General features: G+C 44.3%; 17 protein-coding genes and 4 tRNA genes. 14 read left to right on the forward strand and 7 right to left on the reverse strand.

The genetic code is table 11. The features are described 5' to 3' along the window. Window positions 1-156: 156 nt before the first annotated feature. From A3766_RS02480 to A3766_RS02490, 3 genes are all read left to right on the forward strand, one after another. Complete coding sequence (locus A3766_RS02480; RefSeq protein WP_068554320.1) at window positions 157-909, forward strand: SGNH/GDSL hydrolase family protein; 753 nt, start codon at window positions 157-159, stop codon at window positions 907-909. A gap of 231 nt (window positions 910-1,140) precedes the next feature. Further along, a complete protein-coding gene (locus tag A3766_RS02485; RefSeq protein WP_082865373.1) occupies window positions 1,141-1,884 on the forward strand; it encodes an SGNH/GDSL hydrolase family protein in 744 nt (247 codons plus the stop codon). A gap of 79 nt (window positions 1,885-1,963) precedes the next feature. Next, on the forward strand, window positions 1,964-3,067 hold the full coding sequence (locus A3766_RS02490) for a hypothetical protein (protein ID WP_068641606.1): 1,104 nt from the start codon (window positions 1,964-1,966) through the stop codon (window positions 3,065-3,067). Between the two features lie 79 nt (window positions 3,068-3,146). On the opposite strand, the gene purB is transcribed toward A3766_RS02490, so the two are convergent. The 5 genes from purB to mnmA form a co-directional block, all read right to left on the reverse strand. After that, entirely contained in the window at window positions 3,147-4,532 is a 1,386-nt protein-coding gene (gene purB, locus A3766_RS02495; RefSeq protein ID WP_068507443.1) for an adenylosuccinate lyase, read from the reverse strand. Between the two features lie 98 nt (window positions 4,533-4,630). Next, window positions 4,631-5,362: an START domain-containing protein gene (locus A3766_RS02500; protein ID WP_068511605.1), complete on the reverse strand. Its 732-nt coding sequence runs from the start codon at window positions 5,360-5,362 to the stop codon at window positions 4,631-4,633. 85 nt (window positions 5,363-5,447) lie between these two features. Further along, on the reverse strand, window positions 5,448-7,070 hold the full coding sequence (locus A3766_RS02505) for a methyl-accepting chemotaxis protein (protein WP_068511607.1): 1,623 nt from the start codon (window positions 7,068-7,070) through the stop codon (window positions 5,448-5,450). Window positions 7,071-7,243: 173 nt separating this feature from the next. After that, window positions 7,244-7,873 carry a high frequency lysogenization protein HflD gene (hflD, locus tag A3766_RS02510; protein WP_068511610.1) on the reverse strand — a complete coding sequence of 210 codons (630 nt, stop codon included), beginning with the start codon at window positions 7,871-7,873 and terminating at the stop codon, window positions 7,244-7,246. Window positions 7,874-7,951: 78 nt separating this feature from the next. Continuing rightward, window positions 7,952-9,076 (reverse strand): tRNA 2-thiouridine(34) synthase MnmA, encoded by a 1,125-nt coding sequence (mnmA, locus tag A3766_RS02515; protein WP_068511612.1) that lies wholly within the window; start codon window positions 9,074-9,076, stop codon window positions 7,952-7,954. A 207-nt stretch (window positions 9,077-9,283) separates the two neighbouring features. Here mnmA and A3766_RS02520 point away from each other — a divergent pair, with 207 nt between their 5' ends. After that, a complete protein-coding gene (locus A3766_RS02520) occupies window positions 9,284-9,529 on the forward strand; it encodes a hypothetical protein (protein WP_068511616.1) in 246 nt (81 codons plus the stop codon). Window positions 9,530-9,559: 30 nt separating this feature from the next. Beyond that, window positions 9,560-9,865 carry a hypothetical protein gene (locus A3766_RS02525; protein ID WP_068511619.1) on the forward strand — a complete coding sequence of 102 codons (306 nt, stop codon included), beginning with the start codon at window positions 9,560-9,562 and terminating at the stop codon, window positions 9,863-9,865. Window positions 9,866-9,905: 40 nt separating this feature from the next. Here the strand turns inward: A3766_RS02525 and A3766_RS02530 are convergent, their stop codons facing one another. After that, window positions 9,906-11,039: a 5-(carboxyamino)imidazole ribonucleotide synthase gene (locus A3766_RS02530; protein WP_068553054.1), complete on the reverse strand. Its 1,134-nt coding sequence runs from the start codon at window positions 11,037-11,039 to the stop codon at window positions 9,906-9,908. Between the two features lie 3 nt (window positions 11,040-11,042). Then, window positions 11,043-11,531: a 5-(carboxyamino)imidazole ribonucleotide mutase gene (gene purE, locus A3766_RS02535; RefSeq protein WP_068506833.1), complete on the reverse strand. Its 489-nt coding sequence runs from the start codon at window positions 11,529-11,531 to the stop codon at window positions 11,043-11,045. Between the two features lie 253 nt (window positions 11,532-11,784). Here purE and A3766_RS02540 point away from each other — a divergent pair, with 253 nt between their 5' ends. From A3766_RS02540 to A3766_RS02580, 9 genes are all read left to right on the forward strand, one after another. Then, window positions 11,785-12,711: a hypothetical protein gene (locus A3766_RS02540; RefSeq protein WP_068506828.1), complete on the forward strand. Its 927-nt coding sequence runs from the start codon at window positions 11,785-11,787 to the stop codon at window positions 12,709-12,711. A gap of 160 nt (window positions 12,712-12,871) precedes the next feature. Then, window positions 12,872-14,152 (forward strand): DUF2846 domain-containing protein, encoded by a 1,281-nt coding sequence (locus tag A3766_RS02545; protein WP_156494988.1) that lies wholly within the window; start codon window positions 12,872-12,874, stop codon window positions 14,150-14,152. Between the two features lie 197 nt (window positions 14,153-14,349). Then, window positions 14,350-14,425, forward strand: a tRNA-Val gene (locus A3766_RS02550). A 41-nt stretch (window positions 14,426-14,466) separates the two neighbouring features. Then, window positions 14,467-14,543: transfer RNA gene (locus A3766_RS02555), tRNA-OTHER, on the forward strand. Window positions 14,544-14,642: 99 nt separating this feature from the next. Further along, a tRNA-Val gene (locus A3766_RS02560) sits at window positions 14,643-14,718 on the forward strand. 52 nt (window positions 14,719-14,770) lie between these two features. Next, window positions 14,771-14,847, forward strand: a tRNA-Asp gene (locus A3766_RS02565). Between the two features lie 501 nt (window positions 14,848-15,348). Beyond that, entirely contained in the window at window positions 15,349-16,650 is a 1,302-nt protein-coding gene (locus A3766_RS02570) for a hypothetical protein (RefSeq protein WP_068506822.1), read from the forward strand. Continuing rightward, window positions 16,640-17,599: a 1-aminocyclopropane-1-carboxylate deaminase/D-cysteine desulfhydrase gene (locus A3766_RS02575; protein ID WP_068506820.1), complete on the forward strand. Its 960-nt coding sequence runs from the start codon at window positions 16,640-16,642 to the stop codon at window positions 17,597-17,599. Before A3766_RS02570 ends, A3766_RS02575 begins: the two co-directional genes overlap by 11 nt. A gap of 187 nt (window positions 17,600-17,786) precedes the next feature. Continuing rightward, window positions 17,787-18,084: NAD(+)/NADH kinase (locus A3766_RS02580; RefSeq protein WP_197479219.1), on the forward strand; the 298-nt coding region annotated here is incomplete at its 3' end.

An 18,084-nucleotide genomic window follows, 5' to 3' on the forward strand; every position in this document is an offset into this window, starting at 1 on the left:
ACGCTAGAGATGATTTGGCCAGACGAATGTGCAATGAACCCTAAGGCAAATTGCGCACTGATCTATGAGATCTGTACGTAATCCTATACCTAAAAAAATTCATGACTGCGTTATCGTTGTTTCTCCATAAAACAATCAAAAAGCTGGAGAAGCAAAATGATTAGATTAAAACAAAAAAAATTGATAGACCTGCCAGTGAAGATGGCTAAGGCTGTCAAATTTGCAGCTGCCTGTATAGTTTCTGTGAGTGTTGTCGGTTGTACAGGTAACCCTTACGAAGAAGTGGCAGATCGCAATGACGTTATTACTCTGGGCGACTCGATCTTTGATCTTAATGGTGTCATTCAAGAGACGCTCGAATCCTATGCCGGTGAGACCTTTCGAGATTACACGCAAAGCGGAGCAGAGTTGTCTGGTGGTGCCTTGGCTAAAGCCGTCGATCAACAATATGAGGATGCTAAGTCTACAGACGCAAATATCGATACCATTGTTATGGATGGCGGCGGTAACGACATTCTTATCCCCGCAATGCTATTCGACCCTTATGGGTGTCGTACTCACTGGTGGCGTTGGAATATTTCAAGAAGCTGCCGTGGCTTGATTGAGGATCAGTATATTAATGCAGTAAACCTGCTCAATCAGATGGAAAGTGATGATGTTCAGAACGTGATATGGCTAGGGTATTACGAGTTACCTCGTGGCAATAAAAACCTCACAAAAGCCTTAAATTACGGTGATGACTTGCTTGGTTATGCTTGCGATGTAGCGACGAATGCAAGCTGCTCATTTGTCGATACGCGTGGCACTGTTCCAGCATCTCAAGTTGAAAGCGATAATATTCACCCAACCCCAGAAGGATCTATTAACTTGGCAAATCAGATTTGGCCTGTGCTTCAGCCTGTATTGTAATTCGGGTAAATACATTCACTCGACTTAATTAGATTTACATAGTTAGTGGGGCCAGGGAAGGCCCTTTTTTTGTGAATGAAATCACAAATCTATTCTCTTTTTAGCTCGTGTATTATCGAGGGTGCAAAATATGAACAATATTCACTATTTGGTACGTTTTGCGCCTCACTAAACTTAAATTAATCATTATATGATCATGTCTCCATATCAAAAATAACAACTGGAGAAAGCATGAAAACGATGAATCTAAGAAAACTGTATCACAAAGGCGGCTCTATGATTAAGCTGGTGGGGACACTAGCGATTGCCGGTTCCTTGGTTGCTTGTACGGGAAACCCTTATGAAGAAAACGCTCAGCGTATGGACGTGGTAACGCTAGGTGATTCGATATTCGATTTGAATGGTGTAATTGAGGAGGACCTTCAAGCGAATGCCGGTACCACTTTCCGAAACTATACGCAAAGTGGCGCTGAGTTATCGGGTGGTTCATTAGCAACACCTGTAGACAAACAGTACCAAGATGCGAAAGCAACGGATGCGAATATTTCTACGATTGTCATGGATGGCGGCGGTAATGATATCTTGATACCGGCAACTTTATTCGACCCTTATGGTTGCCGTACTAAGTGGTATCGCTGGAACATTTCTAGCAGCTGCCGTGGCTTAGTTGAAGATCAGTATGTTAACGCGGTTAACTTGCTAAACCAAATGGATGCAGATGGCGTCGATAATGTTGTATGGCTCGGCTATTACGAGCTACCTAGAGGTAATGCGAATCTAACTCAAGCATTGAATTATGGAGATGACTTGCTGGGTTATGCTTGTGACGTGTCGAGTAATGCGAATTGTCATTTTGTAGATCCGCGTGGAACGGTACCTGCTTCTCAGGTGGAAAGTGATGATATTCATCCGACCGTGGAAGGATCTCATAACCTTTCAGCACAGATCTGGCCAGTACTTCAGCCTTTGCTATAAAAACAGAGTAGTAAGTTTTGGAGCGGCAGGGATCGCCGCTTTCTCGAAATGTCTAAAGATAATAATTCAGAGAGTAGATATGAGTGAGCACAATAAAGCCGTAAATTTGAAACCCTATTTGTTGGGTGGCATCGCTGTTATCAGTATCGCACTAAGCGTTTTCCTTATTCAGTTATTTGCCAGTCAAAAGCCACTTAATTCGCACTATGAGCCTGTTTCTCTTGGCCCTTCATTACCTTTATCTTCCTCGACTGAGGATTACCTTGATGTGCCTACTCCTCAGATTCCAGAGTATTTGAAAGCGGAGCCTAGTGAGATTGAGCAGCTGATTGAAGCCTTAGTAAGCTTACTGGTTCAAGAACACTCAAGTGAGAAACACTTACCGTCTTTTCACGCAAGCTTGAAAGAAATGCGTAACGACTTAATACAGTCCTACCCAGATACAGGTGCGGAAATATTTGAGCGAATTATTCGAACGGCTTTCCCCGAGTTAGTAGATGATATTCTTGCTTTATTAGCAATGCTTGATATCTATGAGGAGTGGCTCTTGACTAATATATTAGATCTGAATGAAATGCCTGCGTTGCAGCAGCAAGGCATGTTGTGGCAAAAGCGCTATGAAATTTTTGGTGAGGAGTTAGCAGAAGCTATTTGGGAGAAAGAACGAAGTGCTGAAGAAGATAAACGAGAGTCGATGCTCTCTACCGTTAATATGCTTAACCAGTCACTTGATATGAGCATGCAAGACCGAGTTTATCTATTGCAAAGCGCTTATGATGAAAACTATTTTGGCTCTGTTGAAGATTTGGTGCTTGATTCGAAAGGTATGTTATCTCAAGTTGTCTTTGGTCTTAATGCTGTACAAAGTGAACTCGGTGCATTAACACGTGAAGAACGTCAGTATGAAATTAATGAAGTGAGGCGGCTCATCGGATTCGAAGAGTCCCAGATAGAATGGTTGGCCAAGCGAGACCAAGAGAGAGAGGATCGGTGGAATAATGGTTACGCATATATGGAAGAGCGTTCACTTGTCTCTGAGCAGTTTGAAGGCGAAGCCTTAGTAGAAAAGCTAAGCGCTTTGCGAGAGAAGTACTTTAAAAATGAGGCCAGTACCATCCAGAAGGAAGAAGAAATGTTAGGTTTCTTCCGTTATAACAGAGAAAGGGTTTATGGGCGAAACTGATTACTTAAGAGTCTTCAAATGGAAAGAAAAAAGGCGCGTTGAGTTTTCTCAATGCGCCTTTTTTATAATCTTTCGAAAGTTAGCTCTTAATTGCGTTTGCCTGCGCTATTGCGTTACCAATATAGGTAGCAGGCGTCAATTTCAGCAGCTCTTCTTTAGCAGGGTCTGGAATATCTAAAGTCTTCACAAAGCTTTGAATCGTTTCCTGGTTCATTACATTACCGCGAGTTAGCTCTTTAAGCTTCTCGTAAGGTTGTTCAACCTTATAGCGACGCATAACGGTTTGAATCGGCTCAGCCATGATTTCCCATGCGTTGTCGAGGTCTTGAGCTAAACGCTCCGGGTTAATTTGAAGCTTGTTTAGACCCTTTAGCGTGGACTGGTAAGCAATGATGCTGTGCGCCAGGCCGACGCCTAGGTTACGAAGAACCGTAGAATCTGTCAGGTCACGCTGCCAGCGAGAGATAGGTAGCTTTTCTGCCAAGTGGCCTAATATAGCGTTTGCCAGGCCTAAGTTGCCTTCAGAGTTTTCAAAGTCGATAGGGTTAACTTTATGAGGCATCGTGGAAGAGCCAACTTCACCAGCAATTGTTTTCTGCTTGAAGAAAGCCATTGAAATGTAAGCCCAAATGTCGCGGTCTAGGTCGATTAGAATCGTGTTGAAGCGGGCAATTGCGTCAAACAATTCTGCAATATAATCGTGGGGCTCAATCTGTGTTGTATACGGGTTGAACTGTAGTCCTAGGCTCTCGATGAATGTTTTAGCATTTTCAGCCCAGTCAACATCAGGGTAGGCAGATAGGTGAGCATTGTAGTTACCTACAGCGCCATTAATTTTGCCCAGGATTTCAACTTTCTCGATTTGAGCCAACTGGCGGCGTAAACGAGCAACAACATTTGCAAATTCTTTACCCATTGTAGAAGGCGAGGCTGTTTGACCGTGGGTACGTGAAAGCATCGGGATTTCAGCGTGCTCAAGTGCCAGTTCTTCCATTTTGTTTACAACTTCTTTCATTGACGGTAAAACACTCTTCTGCATGCCATTAGTAAGCATTAAACCGTGAGATAGGTTGTTGATGTCTTCCGAAGTACAAGCAAAGTGAACGAACTCGGAATCGGCTTCTAATTCAGGGAAGTCGCCTTTTGCTGCAGAGAACTTTTCTTTTAGGAGATATTCAACTGCTTTTACGTCGTGATTTGTAGTGCGTTCAATTTCTTTAACGCGCTCTGCGTCTTCTACAGAGAAGTTACTTACGATATCGTCTAGGAACTTGTTGGCGTCAGCAGAGAAGGCTTTTAATTCTTCAATTTGAGGGTGGGCTGCCAAGGTTTGCAACCAACGAATTTCAACCTCTACGCGGAATTTAATAAGTCCAAACTCGCTGAAGATATCCCTAAGGTCAGTGACTTTTGAGCCGTAACGGCCATCGATAGGTGAAACTGCGGTTAAAGATGAAAGTTGCATTCGTAATCTCTTTCTCTGCTGCTTAAAAAATGGGCGGCAATGATACTACAAATGTGACCTGAGTTGCACTTTTTGTCACGGATACATGAGGGTGCGGTCTATTGCTTATGTTTTGTGGCTTGCTCGGAAATTGATTTATTTTTGATCGCTAATGGTAATGGTGGCTCAATGATGTACGACATTTCTTTGGGCAGCTGATAGATATTGCTTTCGACGCGTCTACGCATTTTTTCTAGTGTGCCTAACGGTTGGTCAACAACGAAGCTGTTGGCGAGCCATGCCGGTAGGTCTCCGCTAGGATCAGCATGCGTTTCATATTCGACAAAAATATAGCCATCACCTTGTGGTGTAAAGCGCCAATAACCTGTTAGTTGTGTGACAGGTACACAGTCTTCGTGATTTTGCTTTACGGCTGTGCTGGCTTCGAAAGTCATCGTTACAGCATAGGTCTTGGGGTCTTGTTTAATATTGGCATGTAGTACATAATCTCGGTCGCTTACAGGCCAGGGGGCACTCGTTCGTTGGTAAATATAAAAGTCTTTATTTGATATTCTTCGAAGAACTTCACTCTTTGCGCAATCTTGTAGCCATAGTTCCATTGCAGATATGTCTGTATGGTGGGCCATTAAGTTATGTAGGCTTGATTTAATCGAGGTTTCACCACGAAATGCTTTGAATGAGGAACCCTCTATCTCTTGAGTATATACCTTGATTCCGTCGTCATCATGTTCCAAGTTCCAGCTATTGGCAGAGCAGGTTAGGGCAAAGCACAAGCTTAGTAGAGGGATTGAAATAAGTAAGTGTAGTGGTTTGCGTAATATGGTTTTCATTAGATGTGTCTACTTATCTCGGTGTTTATCAGGCATAAAATGAATATAACAATAAAAGAGAGCTATAAATATGCTCTCTCCAAGTCTATACCTTGTACTGCTCAAGAAGTTGCTGAGTTGAGCTGGTTAGCTTTTGTAGCTCTTCGCTATGTTGTGAAAGTGTTGTCGCACCTTCGTGGGTTTCATGAGCGACCTCTTTGATAGAGACCACATTGCTGCTGACTTCATTCGCAACGATGCCTTGTTGTTCCACCGTTGCAGCGATCATATTATTCCTATCGGTGACTTCAGCGACTTTTGAACCCGCTATCATTAGGCACTCTCCGGTGCTGTAAGCATTATCCACACAAGATTGAGTATGGATCTTTCCGGCCTCCATTACTTTAACTGCATTGGCAGCGGCAGATTGCAGAGCTTCAGTCATCGCCTGTATTTCTTCAGTGGATTCATGAGTTCGTTGTGCGAGAGACCTAACTTCATCTGCTACTACCGCGAAGCCGCGGCCTGTTTCGCCAGCTCGTGCAGCCTCGATCGCGGCGTTCAAAGCTAATAGGTTGGTCTGTTCAGAAATGTTTCTGATGACGCCAAGAATGGTGTCAATTTGTTGAACATCGGCTTCAAGTTGGCTAATGACTTGGCTGGCTTGTGTCATATCATCCGAGACGCTGCTGATTGCACCAATGGTATTGCGCATCATCTCGTTACCTTGATTTATTTGAGTATTTGCTTCGTGAGTCAGGTCTGAGGTTTCTGCAGCGTTGTTAGCAATCTCTTGAATTGTCATGGCAAGCTCTTCAATTGCCGAGGCGAGAAGCTCGGTCTCAGAGTGTTGTTGGTCAACACCTTCTGATGTTCTTGATGTAATGTCATTTATGACGGTTGCAGAAGACGACATTTCTTCAGAGCCGTGTTTGCAGTGATTGATTAAGCTACGGAAGGCGCTTTGCATGCTGATGAACGATCGGCTTAGACCTCCTAGCTCATCGCGACGCTCAGTTTGCTCAATTTCTTGTCGAAAGTCTCCGTTTGCAGCGTCTTTCATGACTGATACGATTCGCTTTAAAGGTTCGACCAAGTCTTGGGTCATCATTCGAGCGATCACAGCAACGACAATGAGCGTGGCAAGAAGCAAGAAGATAGACGATCGTGACTTTTTCCAGAATAGCTCATCGATATCGTCAATATATACACCGCTGCCGATAATGTAGTTCCAAGGTTTGAAGCCTTGAACATATGAGGTTTTTGCAACAGGTTCGTCTTTTCCAGGTTTAGCCCAATAATAATCGACATACCCGCTTTCAGAGCTGCGTACGACTTTCACAAAATCGGAAAACAGTTGCGTGCCTTTAGGGTCGGTAAATTCGCTTAAGTCTTTTCCGTTCAGTGCTGGCTTAATAGGGTGCATCACCATTTTCGCGCTATAATCATTGATCCAGAAATATCCGCTGCCATTGTCGTACCTTAGGTGTCTGATAGCGTTGACGGCTTGTTTTTTAGCTTCTGCTTCACCCAATATATCTCTTCGTTCGTAGAATGAGCTAAGCAGCGAAGACGCATTTTCAACAAGATGCTTCACTTCACTTTTTCGACTTTCGAGCAAGTTATCTCGCTCATTAATCCGGTCAAAAACTTGAATGAATAAGCTGCTAATAATGGCAATAGCTAGAAGTAGCCAAATTTTGACTTCAAATCGAAGGTTGCTAAACAAAGTGTTTTCCTTAAGAAATCAGTAATGGTTGGGTCGTGATTTTACTGCAAAATAGATTGATTCGTGAGCAGAAGTTCCTAATATAGATTCAAAGTCTCTCTCATGCAAGTTACTGGATTTAATCAATAATTGAAGTAGATCTGTAATAGTTTTCAGATATAATTATGTAGCAGCTAGCTTGCTCTGCTTTGGCTTAATAGTTTTTCGCACTCATTTGCTAACGCGCGTCGTTTAAAGATAAAGTGCCAACGATGGCCAGAGAGTTGTCGCCATAAGTTTGCAGCCCTTACGCCTGAGAGAAGCAGGCAGCGGATTTTTGCTGCGTTCAGATCGACGGTCAAGTGGCGTTCATGGCCAGATACCTGTACACGCAATGAAAAGGTGCTGATGGTTTGCATGTAAATCTCAGCGAGACTGCCAATGACATTTTCGTGAAGCAGGCCAAAATGCTCTACTTGCTGTTGTGCCCTCTCAAGTTTCCGGCTAAGTGCATCTAGCATTTCTTTATCTTTATTGAGTTTTCTCTCAAGGTGGAGGACTGCAAGAGCGTAGCGCACGGGCAGTACGTGCCCCTTAGTATTAGTTTTGGCAAGTAGGTCATGAACGACTTCAAGGCCTTTCTCAAGTTTGGCAAGGTCACCAAAGACCGATAGTGTGGTATCCGGGTTTGTGATAAACAGACTATTTAAGGCAGTTTCCAGGTGTTGAGGATTGCATTGTCCGCTCTGTGCAATGTCGTCAGCGGCTGACATTGCCTGGAATAACCCTGCTAGGGCAAGTATTTGTTGTTGAGTCTTGTTCATAGAGTTCACTGTTTAAAATTACTTTGCTGATGATTGCTGAGCATGTCTTGGAATTCAGCTTTCTAGTGTTTTAGCTGTCTATTCCGTTGTTTCAATAATCGCGCCACCGAGGCATTGATCTTCAAGATAGAAGGCAATCGATTGGCCGGGTGTGACCGCGCGCTGAGGCTGCCCAAAGAATACGCTTAAGCATCCATTGTCGTTACTTTCAATAATGCAGTCCTGATCAGCTTGGCGGTAGCGCACCTTAGCTTTGCAGTGGAAAGGGTACTCACTTGGAGCTTTGTTGATCCAGTCAGTTTCGAGAGTCTGTAGTTGGCTGCTGTATAGAAGGGGGTGCTTGCTGCCTTGAACAACGATTAATACGTTACGATCAAGGTCTTTTTGTGCAACATACCAAGGTGATTCGTCATAGCCGCTGAGCCCACCAATTCCTAAGCCTTGGCGCTGCCCAATAGTGTGGTACATAAGCCCATTGTGTCGGCCGATGATATCGCCCTTGTCAGTTTCAATATCACCCGGTTGCGCAGGGATGTATTGCTTTAGAAAGTCAGAGAACTTTCGCTCTCCGATAAAACATATGCCGGTACTATCTTTCTTGTTATGTGTGATTAAATCATGTTCTTCGGCAAGCTTTCTTACAGCTGGCTTTTCCAATTCACCAACCGGAAACAGGGTTTTCGCTAATTTGCTTTGGTTGACAGCATGTAGAAAGTAGCTTTGATCTTTGTTGTTATCGAGCCCCTTTAATAGCAAGGTTTGCCCATTATCGTCAGCGCGTCTCACGTAATGGCCTGTCGCAATGTAATCTGCCCCTAAGGTACTCGCATAATCGAGAAAGGCTTTGAATTTGATTTCCTTGTTACACAGGATGTCAGGGTTGGGAGTTCGCCCAGAGCGATACTCAACCAAAAAGTGCTCGAAGACTCTGTCCCAATATTCAGCGGCAAAGTTAGCGGTATGAAGCTTAATACCTAGCTTGTCACATACAGCTTGGGCATCATTCAGGTCTTCGATTGCGGTACAGTATTCTGTGCCGTCGTCCTCGTCCCAGTTTTTCATAAACAGGCCTTCGACAAGAAAGCCTTGCTGTTTTAGGAGTAGTGCTGAAACGGAAGAGTCAACACCGCCTGACATGCCAACGATTACGCGTGTTTGGCTTGGATCAACAGAAGAGGGTAGGGAAGAGCTATTTTGTATCATAAGGTGGATATATTAGCGGTGAGCTGCTGAAGTAAGTTTGTTAGTTTGTTTGGAAGAAAGTGCATTCTACCTTGTTGCCTTTATACTTGGTAGTGCCTCCTTTATGCTACTAGATGTTCGGTGGAGTATTTAGTTTGCTGTCTATACTTTGTATAGTAACGGTACTGGGGAATAATGAAGTGATCAGAGAGTCTTGAGGGAATATCAATGAGCAGTGTGCAAGTTGTGCCACGAATTTTGGAGTTGTTTGAGCGTGCTAGTGCAAAACAGTTTGATAATTTAGGTGCTTATATTAAAAAGACTGATAATGACCTACAAAGGTTATCTACTCTTGATGGCTTTGTTTCTGTATCCATTGAGGCTAGTTCTGAAGATCTTTCTATCTTAATGTATTTAAGTGTTTCTGGAGCTTTTCTCAGGGAAACAATGCCTAGTATTGAAGCGCAAAATTAAACAATTGTGCAGTACCAGGAAAATTGGTGTATGGAGCTAGCTAATCGCTTTTTGGGAGACTTGAAAAACCAGTTGCTGCTTCATCACTGTATTCTCAGAATGGGCTTGCCTAAATTGTGTCAGGATGAGCTGTTAGAGCTGGACGCACCTGTTGATTACGAAGTTCATGAGAGGCTTTTCTTGGTGGATAGCCACCTATTGGCACAGATTCATGACTTGCCAATTGTCTGTCGTTTATTAATAAAACAGACCAATAAAGAAATGATATTTGCGGAAGTTAGTGAGGGTTTGGAGGAAGAAGACTGGTTTGAAGAAAGCGAGCTTGAGTTTTTCTAGTGTCTCAAGCTGCTTTTGGGGTTTCTGCCTTTGAATCGGTTTAACTATGTTTGAATTCAGGGCTTCCAGGCAAAAAACTCGCAACATTCTTTACTCGCCAGGCAAGTTCTTCGTGGCTATCTGCTTGCACAGTCACGTGCCCTAGTTTGCGTCCTTCGCGTTCTTCTTTTCCGTACAAATGAAGGTTGGCGTAAGGAAGTGACAAGATACTCCCGGTATCACCTTTTTCACCAATAATATTGATCATGCAGGTGAGCTTTTGCGCTTCGGTGCAACCTAAAGGTAGGCCGCTGACAGCACGCAAATGGTTTTCAAACTGACTGCAATGTGCGCCTTCAATGCTCCAGTGCCCAGAGTTATGGACTCGAGGTGCCATTTCATTAGCGACTAAGCCGTTTTCTGTTTCAAATAATTCCAGTGTTAAAATGCCGACATGCCCTAGCTCATGCATTAACTCTTTAATATATTGATTTGCTTGAGCATTTATATCGTCCGCGACCTTAGCTGCAGGTGCGATGGAATAGCGCAGAATGCCTTCGTGGTGGTCGTTTTCTGCTAGTGGGTAGACTTTCATGCTGTCATCAGCTGAGCGTACAGCGATAATTGACAGCTCTCGAGAAAAGTTTACGAATGCTTCTGCAATAAGTGTGTTTGTGCCATTTTTACCTTCGCCAATAGCCTGCCATGCTGCTTCGCATTGTTCTGCTTGACGAATAACGAACTGGCCTTTTCCGTCATAGCCTTCTCGCGTTGTCTTGGTGACGATTGGGCAACCTAGTTTTTCGACAGCCGCTTTTAACTCTTCAAGGGAGTTGACGATATGGTAGGCAGGAGTGGGAATTCCAAGTTTGGTAAATAGTGCCTTTTCCTCAGCTCTATTTTGACAGACTTCAATAGACTTTGAGGGGGGATAAAGTGTACTTTTACTTTCGATGTATTGTGTTAGTTGCGCTGGAAGGTGCTCAAATTCATAAGTGACGACATCAACGTCATTCAGGAAGTCCGCTAAGGCCGGATTGTCGAGCTTGGCCTCGGTGTCGATAGTAATGTCTCCAAGTCCAACGCTAGGAGAACCGGACGTATCATAAAAGTGAAAGTCCAGCTCCAGAGGGTATCCCGCCAAAGCGAGCATTCGGCCTAGTTGCCCAGCGCCCAGTACACCAATTTTCTTCATTGCCTAGCCTCGTGGATCTGGTTGGCTTAATACTGTTTCTGTTTGCGTCTGGCGGAACTTATTGAGAGCAGCTTTGACTTTGTCATCATGCAATGCGATCACCTGGCCTGCAAGTAGACCTGCATTCTTTGCCCCGGCGACACCAATAGCCAGTGTACCAACAGCGATTCCGCCAGGCATTTGTGCAATAGATAGAAGGGAGTCGAGGCCGTTTAATGCTTTAGATTGAACAGGTACGCCAAACACAGGTAGATTGGTTTGTGAGGCAGCCATTCCAGGTAAGTGTGCTGCGCCACCAGCGCCACCAATTATAACTTGAATGCCGCGCTCTTCAGCTGTTTTGGCATAGTTGAATAAGAGGTCAGGGGTGCGATGTGCAGAAACGACCTTAACTTCGTAGGCTACACCTAACTCGTCTAGCATGTTGGCCGCGTGTTCCATTGTCGGCCAGTCCGACTTTGAACCCATGATTATCCCAACTACTGGCTGCATCTTGTCACCTCTCACTAACTGTCTGGCCTTGATGCCAAGGCACGTGATTACCCAGAGAATTAGTGTCTGGATAAAAAAAGACCGCATATAGTAGTGATTCATCAGGTTTCATGCAAATAGAATTGTTTTATTGGAGGACAAAGGTGCGCGCAGGCGCTAGAATCTGCTTTTGACTGGCTGGTGCATGGTAACCCGGCGGTAGTTGGAATTTAAGCGTACAGATACCTGAGATGATTAGTGCAGAGGAAATTTAATGGATAGCTTGCGGCCGGACCGAGATGATCTGGATCTTTATAATAGTCGAAAGAATAAGAATAAATCTGCTAAGGCATCGGCAGGCAAAAGAGATGATATCGGCAACAAAAAACAGCAAGTAGGAAAGGCCGGTTCAGGCTCTAGCTCTACAGTAAATGCTGTGCGTTCGTCCGAGGTGCGCGCCCCGGTTGCAGCCTCTCAATCATCTGCTTCACCTTTAGTCGTTTCTCTGTTGCTGTTAATGCTTCTGGCTTTGGGGGGCTTATCATACTTATATTGGCAGCAATCCCAAACGGTAGTCGGTTTAGAGGAGCGCTTGTCTAGTGCTGACGAATTTATAGGGCAAAGCAAGTTGTTGTTGGCTCGTTTGGAAGGGGAGGTTAGTGAAACGGGTGCTGAACTAATGCAAACCGGCACATCTGCAGAGAAGAAAATGGCTTTTCTGGAGTCGGAGGTTCGAAAGCTGTGGGGTGTGTCTTATGATAGGAATCGTAAAACTATTCAAGGTCATGAAAAGAAAATAGAAGCGCTAACGAAAAAGCTTGCCGAGAGTCAAAAATCTTTAGCTACTCATGAGGTTTCATTATCAGCATTGAAAGCGGACTCTGATAAAGGGATGTCAGTATTAGATGGTCGTATAGCTTCGTTGTCAGGGGAGTTGTCAATTACTCGAGCTGAACGAGAAGAGTTTTTGACGCAGTTTAATGAAAAATTGAGCACTTTCGATTCGAGTACTCAAGAGTTTGAAAAACGTATTGCTGCGCTACAGGCTCGTATGAGTGATAGCGCCAAAGTTCAATTAGAAAACCAGGAAAGCTTGCTGTCGATAGATGAAAGTCGCCGCCAGCTTATAAAAAGAGTCATTGATTTGGAGGCGAGCTTGGGTAAATTGTCTTCTTCTAGTGCAAATCCCGGGGTGAGATAGTCTTTACAGGTATTCGGATTCTCGATGACATGCGGTAGATCGCAAAAATTAGATTAACTAGCTGTTAAACTGTCCGCCTGATTGTGATGGGTAGCTAGTCTTGCTGCTCGAATAAATATAAAGCTGTACATCTATAGGAAACGATACATTGGACGGTATTGTGAGTTTCAAAACTTGCCAACGAAGCGCTTACTCTGTGAGCTTGGGTCGCGTTGCTGAGGTTAAGCAATCATTAAAGAGCGTTGTGGGCAAACCATCCCGCTCCTTTCTTTATTATGCGCTTTCTATTGTGCTTGCCTGCGCGATTTTTCCGCTGGCTTTGAGTTCTGGTCAGGTGAAGGCGGATACTACTGCGCCCTATTCGAAGCCTTTCCATAAGCAGGGTAGAGGTTGGTATCCATCTATTTATTGGTCGACAGGTCGAAACCTGGGTTCTTACTATTTTCCCAATACTGATGGCGAAATGTTCAAGGAACTCGATGATACTGAGTGGGATAAAGAAGCCAATGCACTAGTTTACTTCTATCGGCCGAACAGTCAGTGGGCCTCTGAAGAGCTGGAAGCACCTAGTTATTATATTAATGACGAAATTATCTTTAACCTTCGTGCCGGTAGTTACACTTATGTTGAACTGCCAGCAGGAAGTTATGACTTTACTGTGCGCAAGAGCTTGATGCCGTTATTTGGTTTCGAAGCTTTCGATGATAAAGTGATGATGGCTTTTGATCTTAACTTACAGGCTGATATTGGTATGAATCTGGACGCTGGGTCGATTACCTATATTCGACATTCTGAGGTGTCGCTCCCTGAAATTAGGCACTCTTTAATAGAGCCGGAAGATGAAATGGCAACAGCCGATGTGCAGTTGGTTGAAAGGGAAATGGCGATGAAGGAAATGCCCAAGACTCGCTATTTGACGCATTCGTTTTGGCACCCGACTGACGCTGATAAGGCTCAGGAGGTACTTGATGGCACAATGCAAGAATACGGTTGGTTTACCGTGATTTGGCCGTGGTCGAATAACTTTATGTGGGGCTTCCCGATTTTCTATCTGCCTAGTGATTTGTATCGGGAGTTACGACGAGATAAGCCTTTAACCTTGGAGCAGGAGTTGTACCTGCTTGCGGATGATGTTGATGAATATCTAGCCGCTATTGATGATAAGCGAAAAATAAGGCGAAACTGGTTGGCTCCTTGGCGTGAGCCGAAAATTCAATTGACCTTGAATGAAGAGTTGGAGTTAGATCGTCTCGAAAGAGCAGCGAGAGCAGGTAATATAGCGCCGGCTCCAGTGCCTCGAGAGGAGGAAACGGTCGATGATGGTGAACCGTGGTATGCTTACTTTCAGCTCGAATCTAAAGAAGAGCCTGAGCCTGAACAAAAAGAAATGAGTGAGCAGCGGCGCGAGAATGTGGACCTGATTCGTCAGTCTTTGAATTAGGGCTGGTTGCAAAGTCGCTAAAAATGGGTGGAGTATCTAATTTAATCGGTTGAAAATTAAACTGTTTGTTTGATTTTTCCTCACGTTTTTTCTAGATATGAGACTTGTGAAAATTAATTGCATATTTATGCAAAAAAAAGCTGATTTCTAATTGACAGCTTCTAAGAAATCATTAAGATACGCATCTCAATTGAGTTGGGTGGTTAGCTCAGCTGGGAGAGCATCGCCCTTACAAGGCGAGGGTCACAGGTTCGATCCCTGTACCACCCACCAAATCTTTTTTAGATTTGAAATTGAAATGTAAAGTTTGTTGCGGACCGGTAGTTCAGCTGGTTAGAATACCGGCCTGNCACGCCGGGGGTCGCGGGTTCGAATCCCGTCCGGTCCGCCATTTACACTTCAACTCGATTGCTACCTTGAAAGAGGTGGTTTCTAACAAAGGAGCATCTTAGGTGCTGCGTGACAATGTTAGAATTAGGTCTACCCAAATGGGTGGTTAGCTCAGCTGGGAGAGCATCGCCCTTACAAGGCGAGGGTCACAGGTTCGATCCCTGTACCACCCACCACTACTAGCACTGTTCTTGTGTGAAGGTAGTGAATGTAAGATTTAAAGTATGCGGACCGGTAGTTCAGCTGGTTAGAATACCGGCCTGTCACGCCGGGGGTCGCGGGTTCGAATCCCGTCCGGTCCGCCATTTAAATTTACAGTCCTTAACTCTTACTCATTTCTCAATAAGAAAACCTCAAATTATATACTTCTTGAGATGTCTGACTTATTTCTGTCATATTTCTTCTATACGCTTGCTTTTGAAACAATCAAAAGGAGATAGAAATGAACGAATATGAAGAAGAAGTATTGGATTCCGGATGGCTGGAATATGACGATGAAGAGTTTGAGGACGATGCTGTTGAGATGTAACAGCATTGCCTTCTATATTCCCCTCCAGCTAATTATCCCCGCTTTTATTAATACCACCCACGATAAAACTGCTTGAACTAGACGAATCTACGTCAATCGCTATTCATACCTTAATACCTTCAGTTCATATAGTTTTTTATATCTGTGAAATAGGTCCGGGCAGCGTTACATATCCTTTCTTTTTTAAACGTGTGCTTCCTTGGTTATCAACTAAACTGATTTGTAGTTTTAGATTTATTGGGTGCGCAATTTCTATGCGCATCTTAACGAGGTAGTTATGGGGTTTAGAAAGTCAGATTCATATGAGGCTGTCTTCTTTGTTGAAAATCAGCAAGTAACGAAACATTTGATGTTCTCGGAGTTCGAGGCAATGTTAGACGGCTTGGGTGCTTTACCAGATTACGCTGATCAAGAAGCTAAAGCAGTTTATGCGGTGATTGGCAAGGATGGTACGATCCAGGCGCTGGTATTCTTCATTTTATATTTCGACGAAGATGGCAAGGCTGACGCAAGTTGGAATGTACCAATTGAACGCTTGGCTGAAGTGAGTGGTAGTGGGCCTGATTTAGGTGGCGGGCCAATACGTTTGGCTTGCCGGGGGCAGTGTTCAATTAATTGGCATTTGAACGACCTATGGGATCCTGATATGACGCCCGGGTCGAATGACTTCTTGCGACTCAAGAAAGCGGTCGAGTTGAATAAACTACGCTTTCAATTTGAGAAAGCCGAGCCGGATATCCCAGTTCTTTCACCGAGTGATCCGGTGTTGGATGACTTGGGCTTGGAAACAGAGGTTGAAAAGCGAACCAAGTTGGCTCGTTTGCTTAAGGAGCAGAGGCTAAGAATTCGTACTCTGGAGTCTAGTCGTGAGCAAAATGTTGATTTTGGAGATCGTGAACAGAAAATTATTCTGCATGCTTATAAGAATGAAATTCAAGAGCTTAAGCAAACGAATGAACAGCTTAAGCTGATAAACGAAAAACTAAAGCTCAAGCTAGGTAAGCGAAATGATCAGTTCTTAAAGCTTCAGGATCAGGTCAGTGATCAGTCAGATCTAGTTTCGAAACTGGAGACTCGCTTAAAAGGTGCGTCTGCGGGTGACAAGGAGCGCTTGGAGCGTCAGAAAATGGAGGCTGAACTGGTTCTCCTGAAGGAGCAGTTAGATCGCAAAGATTTAGATCTTGCTTATCGAGAGGAACGTGAGGAGCAGCTGCGATCTGAGCTTGAGGAATTGAGTGAGTCTCGTGGCGCTAGCAGCACCAATGAAGGTATGTTTGACCGCCTGAAAGCGTTGGATGTGGTCTACGTTGCCTACCACCCGGGTGCTGGGCATATCACCATGACGGCGAGTGAAATTCGTGATTATGTTGATAACCCAAACGCTTTCGTAGCGGCAAAATGTTATGTCACGGAGGAGCAGTACCTAGCTTGGTTAGAACACTTTGATCAGCCAATTTGCCAGCATGCCGAAGGCGTAGGTCAAGTTTGCGGAAAGAGTGTAAGCAAGGTTAGCGCACCGGGTGATTTTCAGGAAGGAGTGAGTGACATGTGTGAGAGTCATAAAGGTTATGCTGGCTAATAATAAAACTACTGCTGAGTTGGGTGTGCAATTTGATGTACTACCCGAAGTTCACTCCTTTCCTCTGGAGATTGCGAAAGATCAGCTAGTGACCCTGGACTGTCTGCGTCTCGATAAAGTACATCCTTTTATATCGGGGAACAAATGGTACAAGCTAAAGCATCATTTACTAGCGGCTGTCGCGGCGGGCAAATCACAAATTGTAAGTTTTGGTGGTGCCCACTCAAATCATTTGCATGCCTTGGCTTATGCCGCAAATCAATTGAATCTGGACTCTGTCGGTATTGTTCGAGGTGAACCACACGGCGATTTGACATCTACTCTGCAGGATTGCGAAAAGTGGGGGATGAAGATTCAATGGCTTGATCGTGAAACGTATCGTCACACTGCTTCTAACACTACACCTGATATGTATAAAGAGGCAATGCCCGAAGCCTGGGTTGTTCCTGAAGGTGGTGCAGGTAGACAAGGCACGCTAGGAATCGAAAGTTTATTTAATACCTTGCATCATGCGGGGCAACTTAACTATGACTTGATAGCTTGTGCTGTGGGCTCAGGCGCAACCTTGGCAGGGATTGCTCAGGCAAATATTGGTCGAGCCCAGTGTGTTGGATTTTCTGCACTAAAAAATGCTCACGACCTGGAGCATCGCGTAGAGCGGCAGTTATCAGGTGCCAGTAGGGTTAACCCTTGGAGAATATGTCATCACTATCATTTCGGTGGCTTTGCCAAAATCAATAGTCGTCTGACGGAATTTATTTCTGATGTTTATGATGAGCATGGTTTGGTTCTAGACCCTGTTTATACAGGAAAGATGATGTATGGGCTGGCGGAGTATATTCATCAAGGAAGAATCCAGGCGGGAGCGCGAGTATTAGCTGTTCATACTGGCGGGCTACAGGGCTGGCGTGGATTTGGTGAATCCTATCAGCGTTTCCTGTCTTCATAGACAATCTCATGTTCAAATCTCTGAATTGTCGTGAGAACGGTATTCAGGCTGTAAGTCTGGAGTCTGTTAATTTATTATGTGCTTAGTGTCGGCCGGTGTAGTATTGGCTAATGTAGAGTGCTTCTTGAAGCGATCGTCCTCTCTCATATATATCACGCTATTACATAGTATAAGGGTTAGTTAAGGTATGGATCATTTTCGTAATATCGGTTTGATTGGTCGTATGGGCAGTGCCCAGGTCATAGAAACGATGCGTCGTTTAAGAAAATTTCTGGTTAATGAAGGTTATTATCTAATCATTGAAGAAAATATCGGTGCTTTAATTCCCGGGCATGGTTTGCAGGTTTCCAGTGTCAAAATGATGGGGGAAATGTGTGATCTGGTGATCGTAGTGGGTGGTGATGGAAGTTTGTTGGGGGCTGCTCGAGAGTTAGCTAAATCAAATGTTCCTTTGTTAGGAGTAAACCGTGGCCGATTAGGTTTTT

It is taken from the genome of Oleiphilus sp. HI0132, from assembly GCF_001635845.1.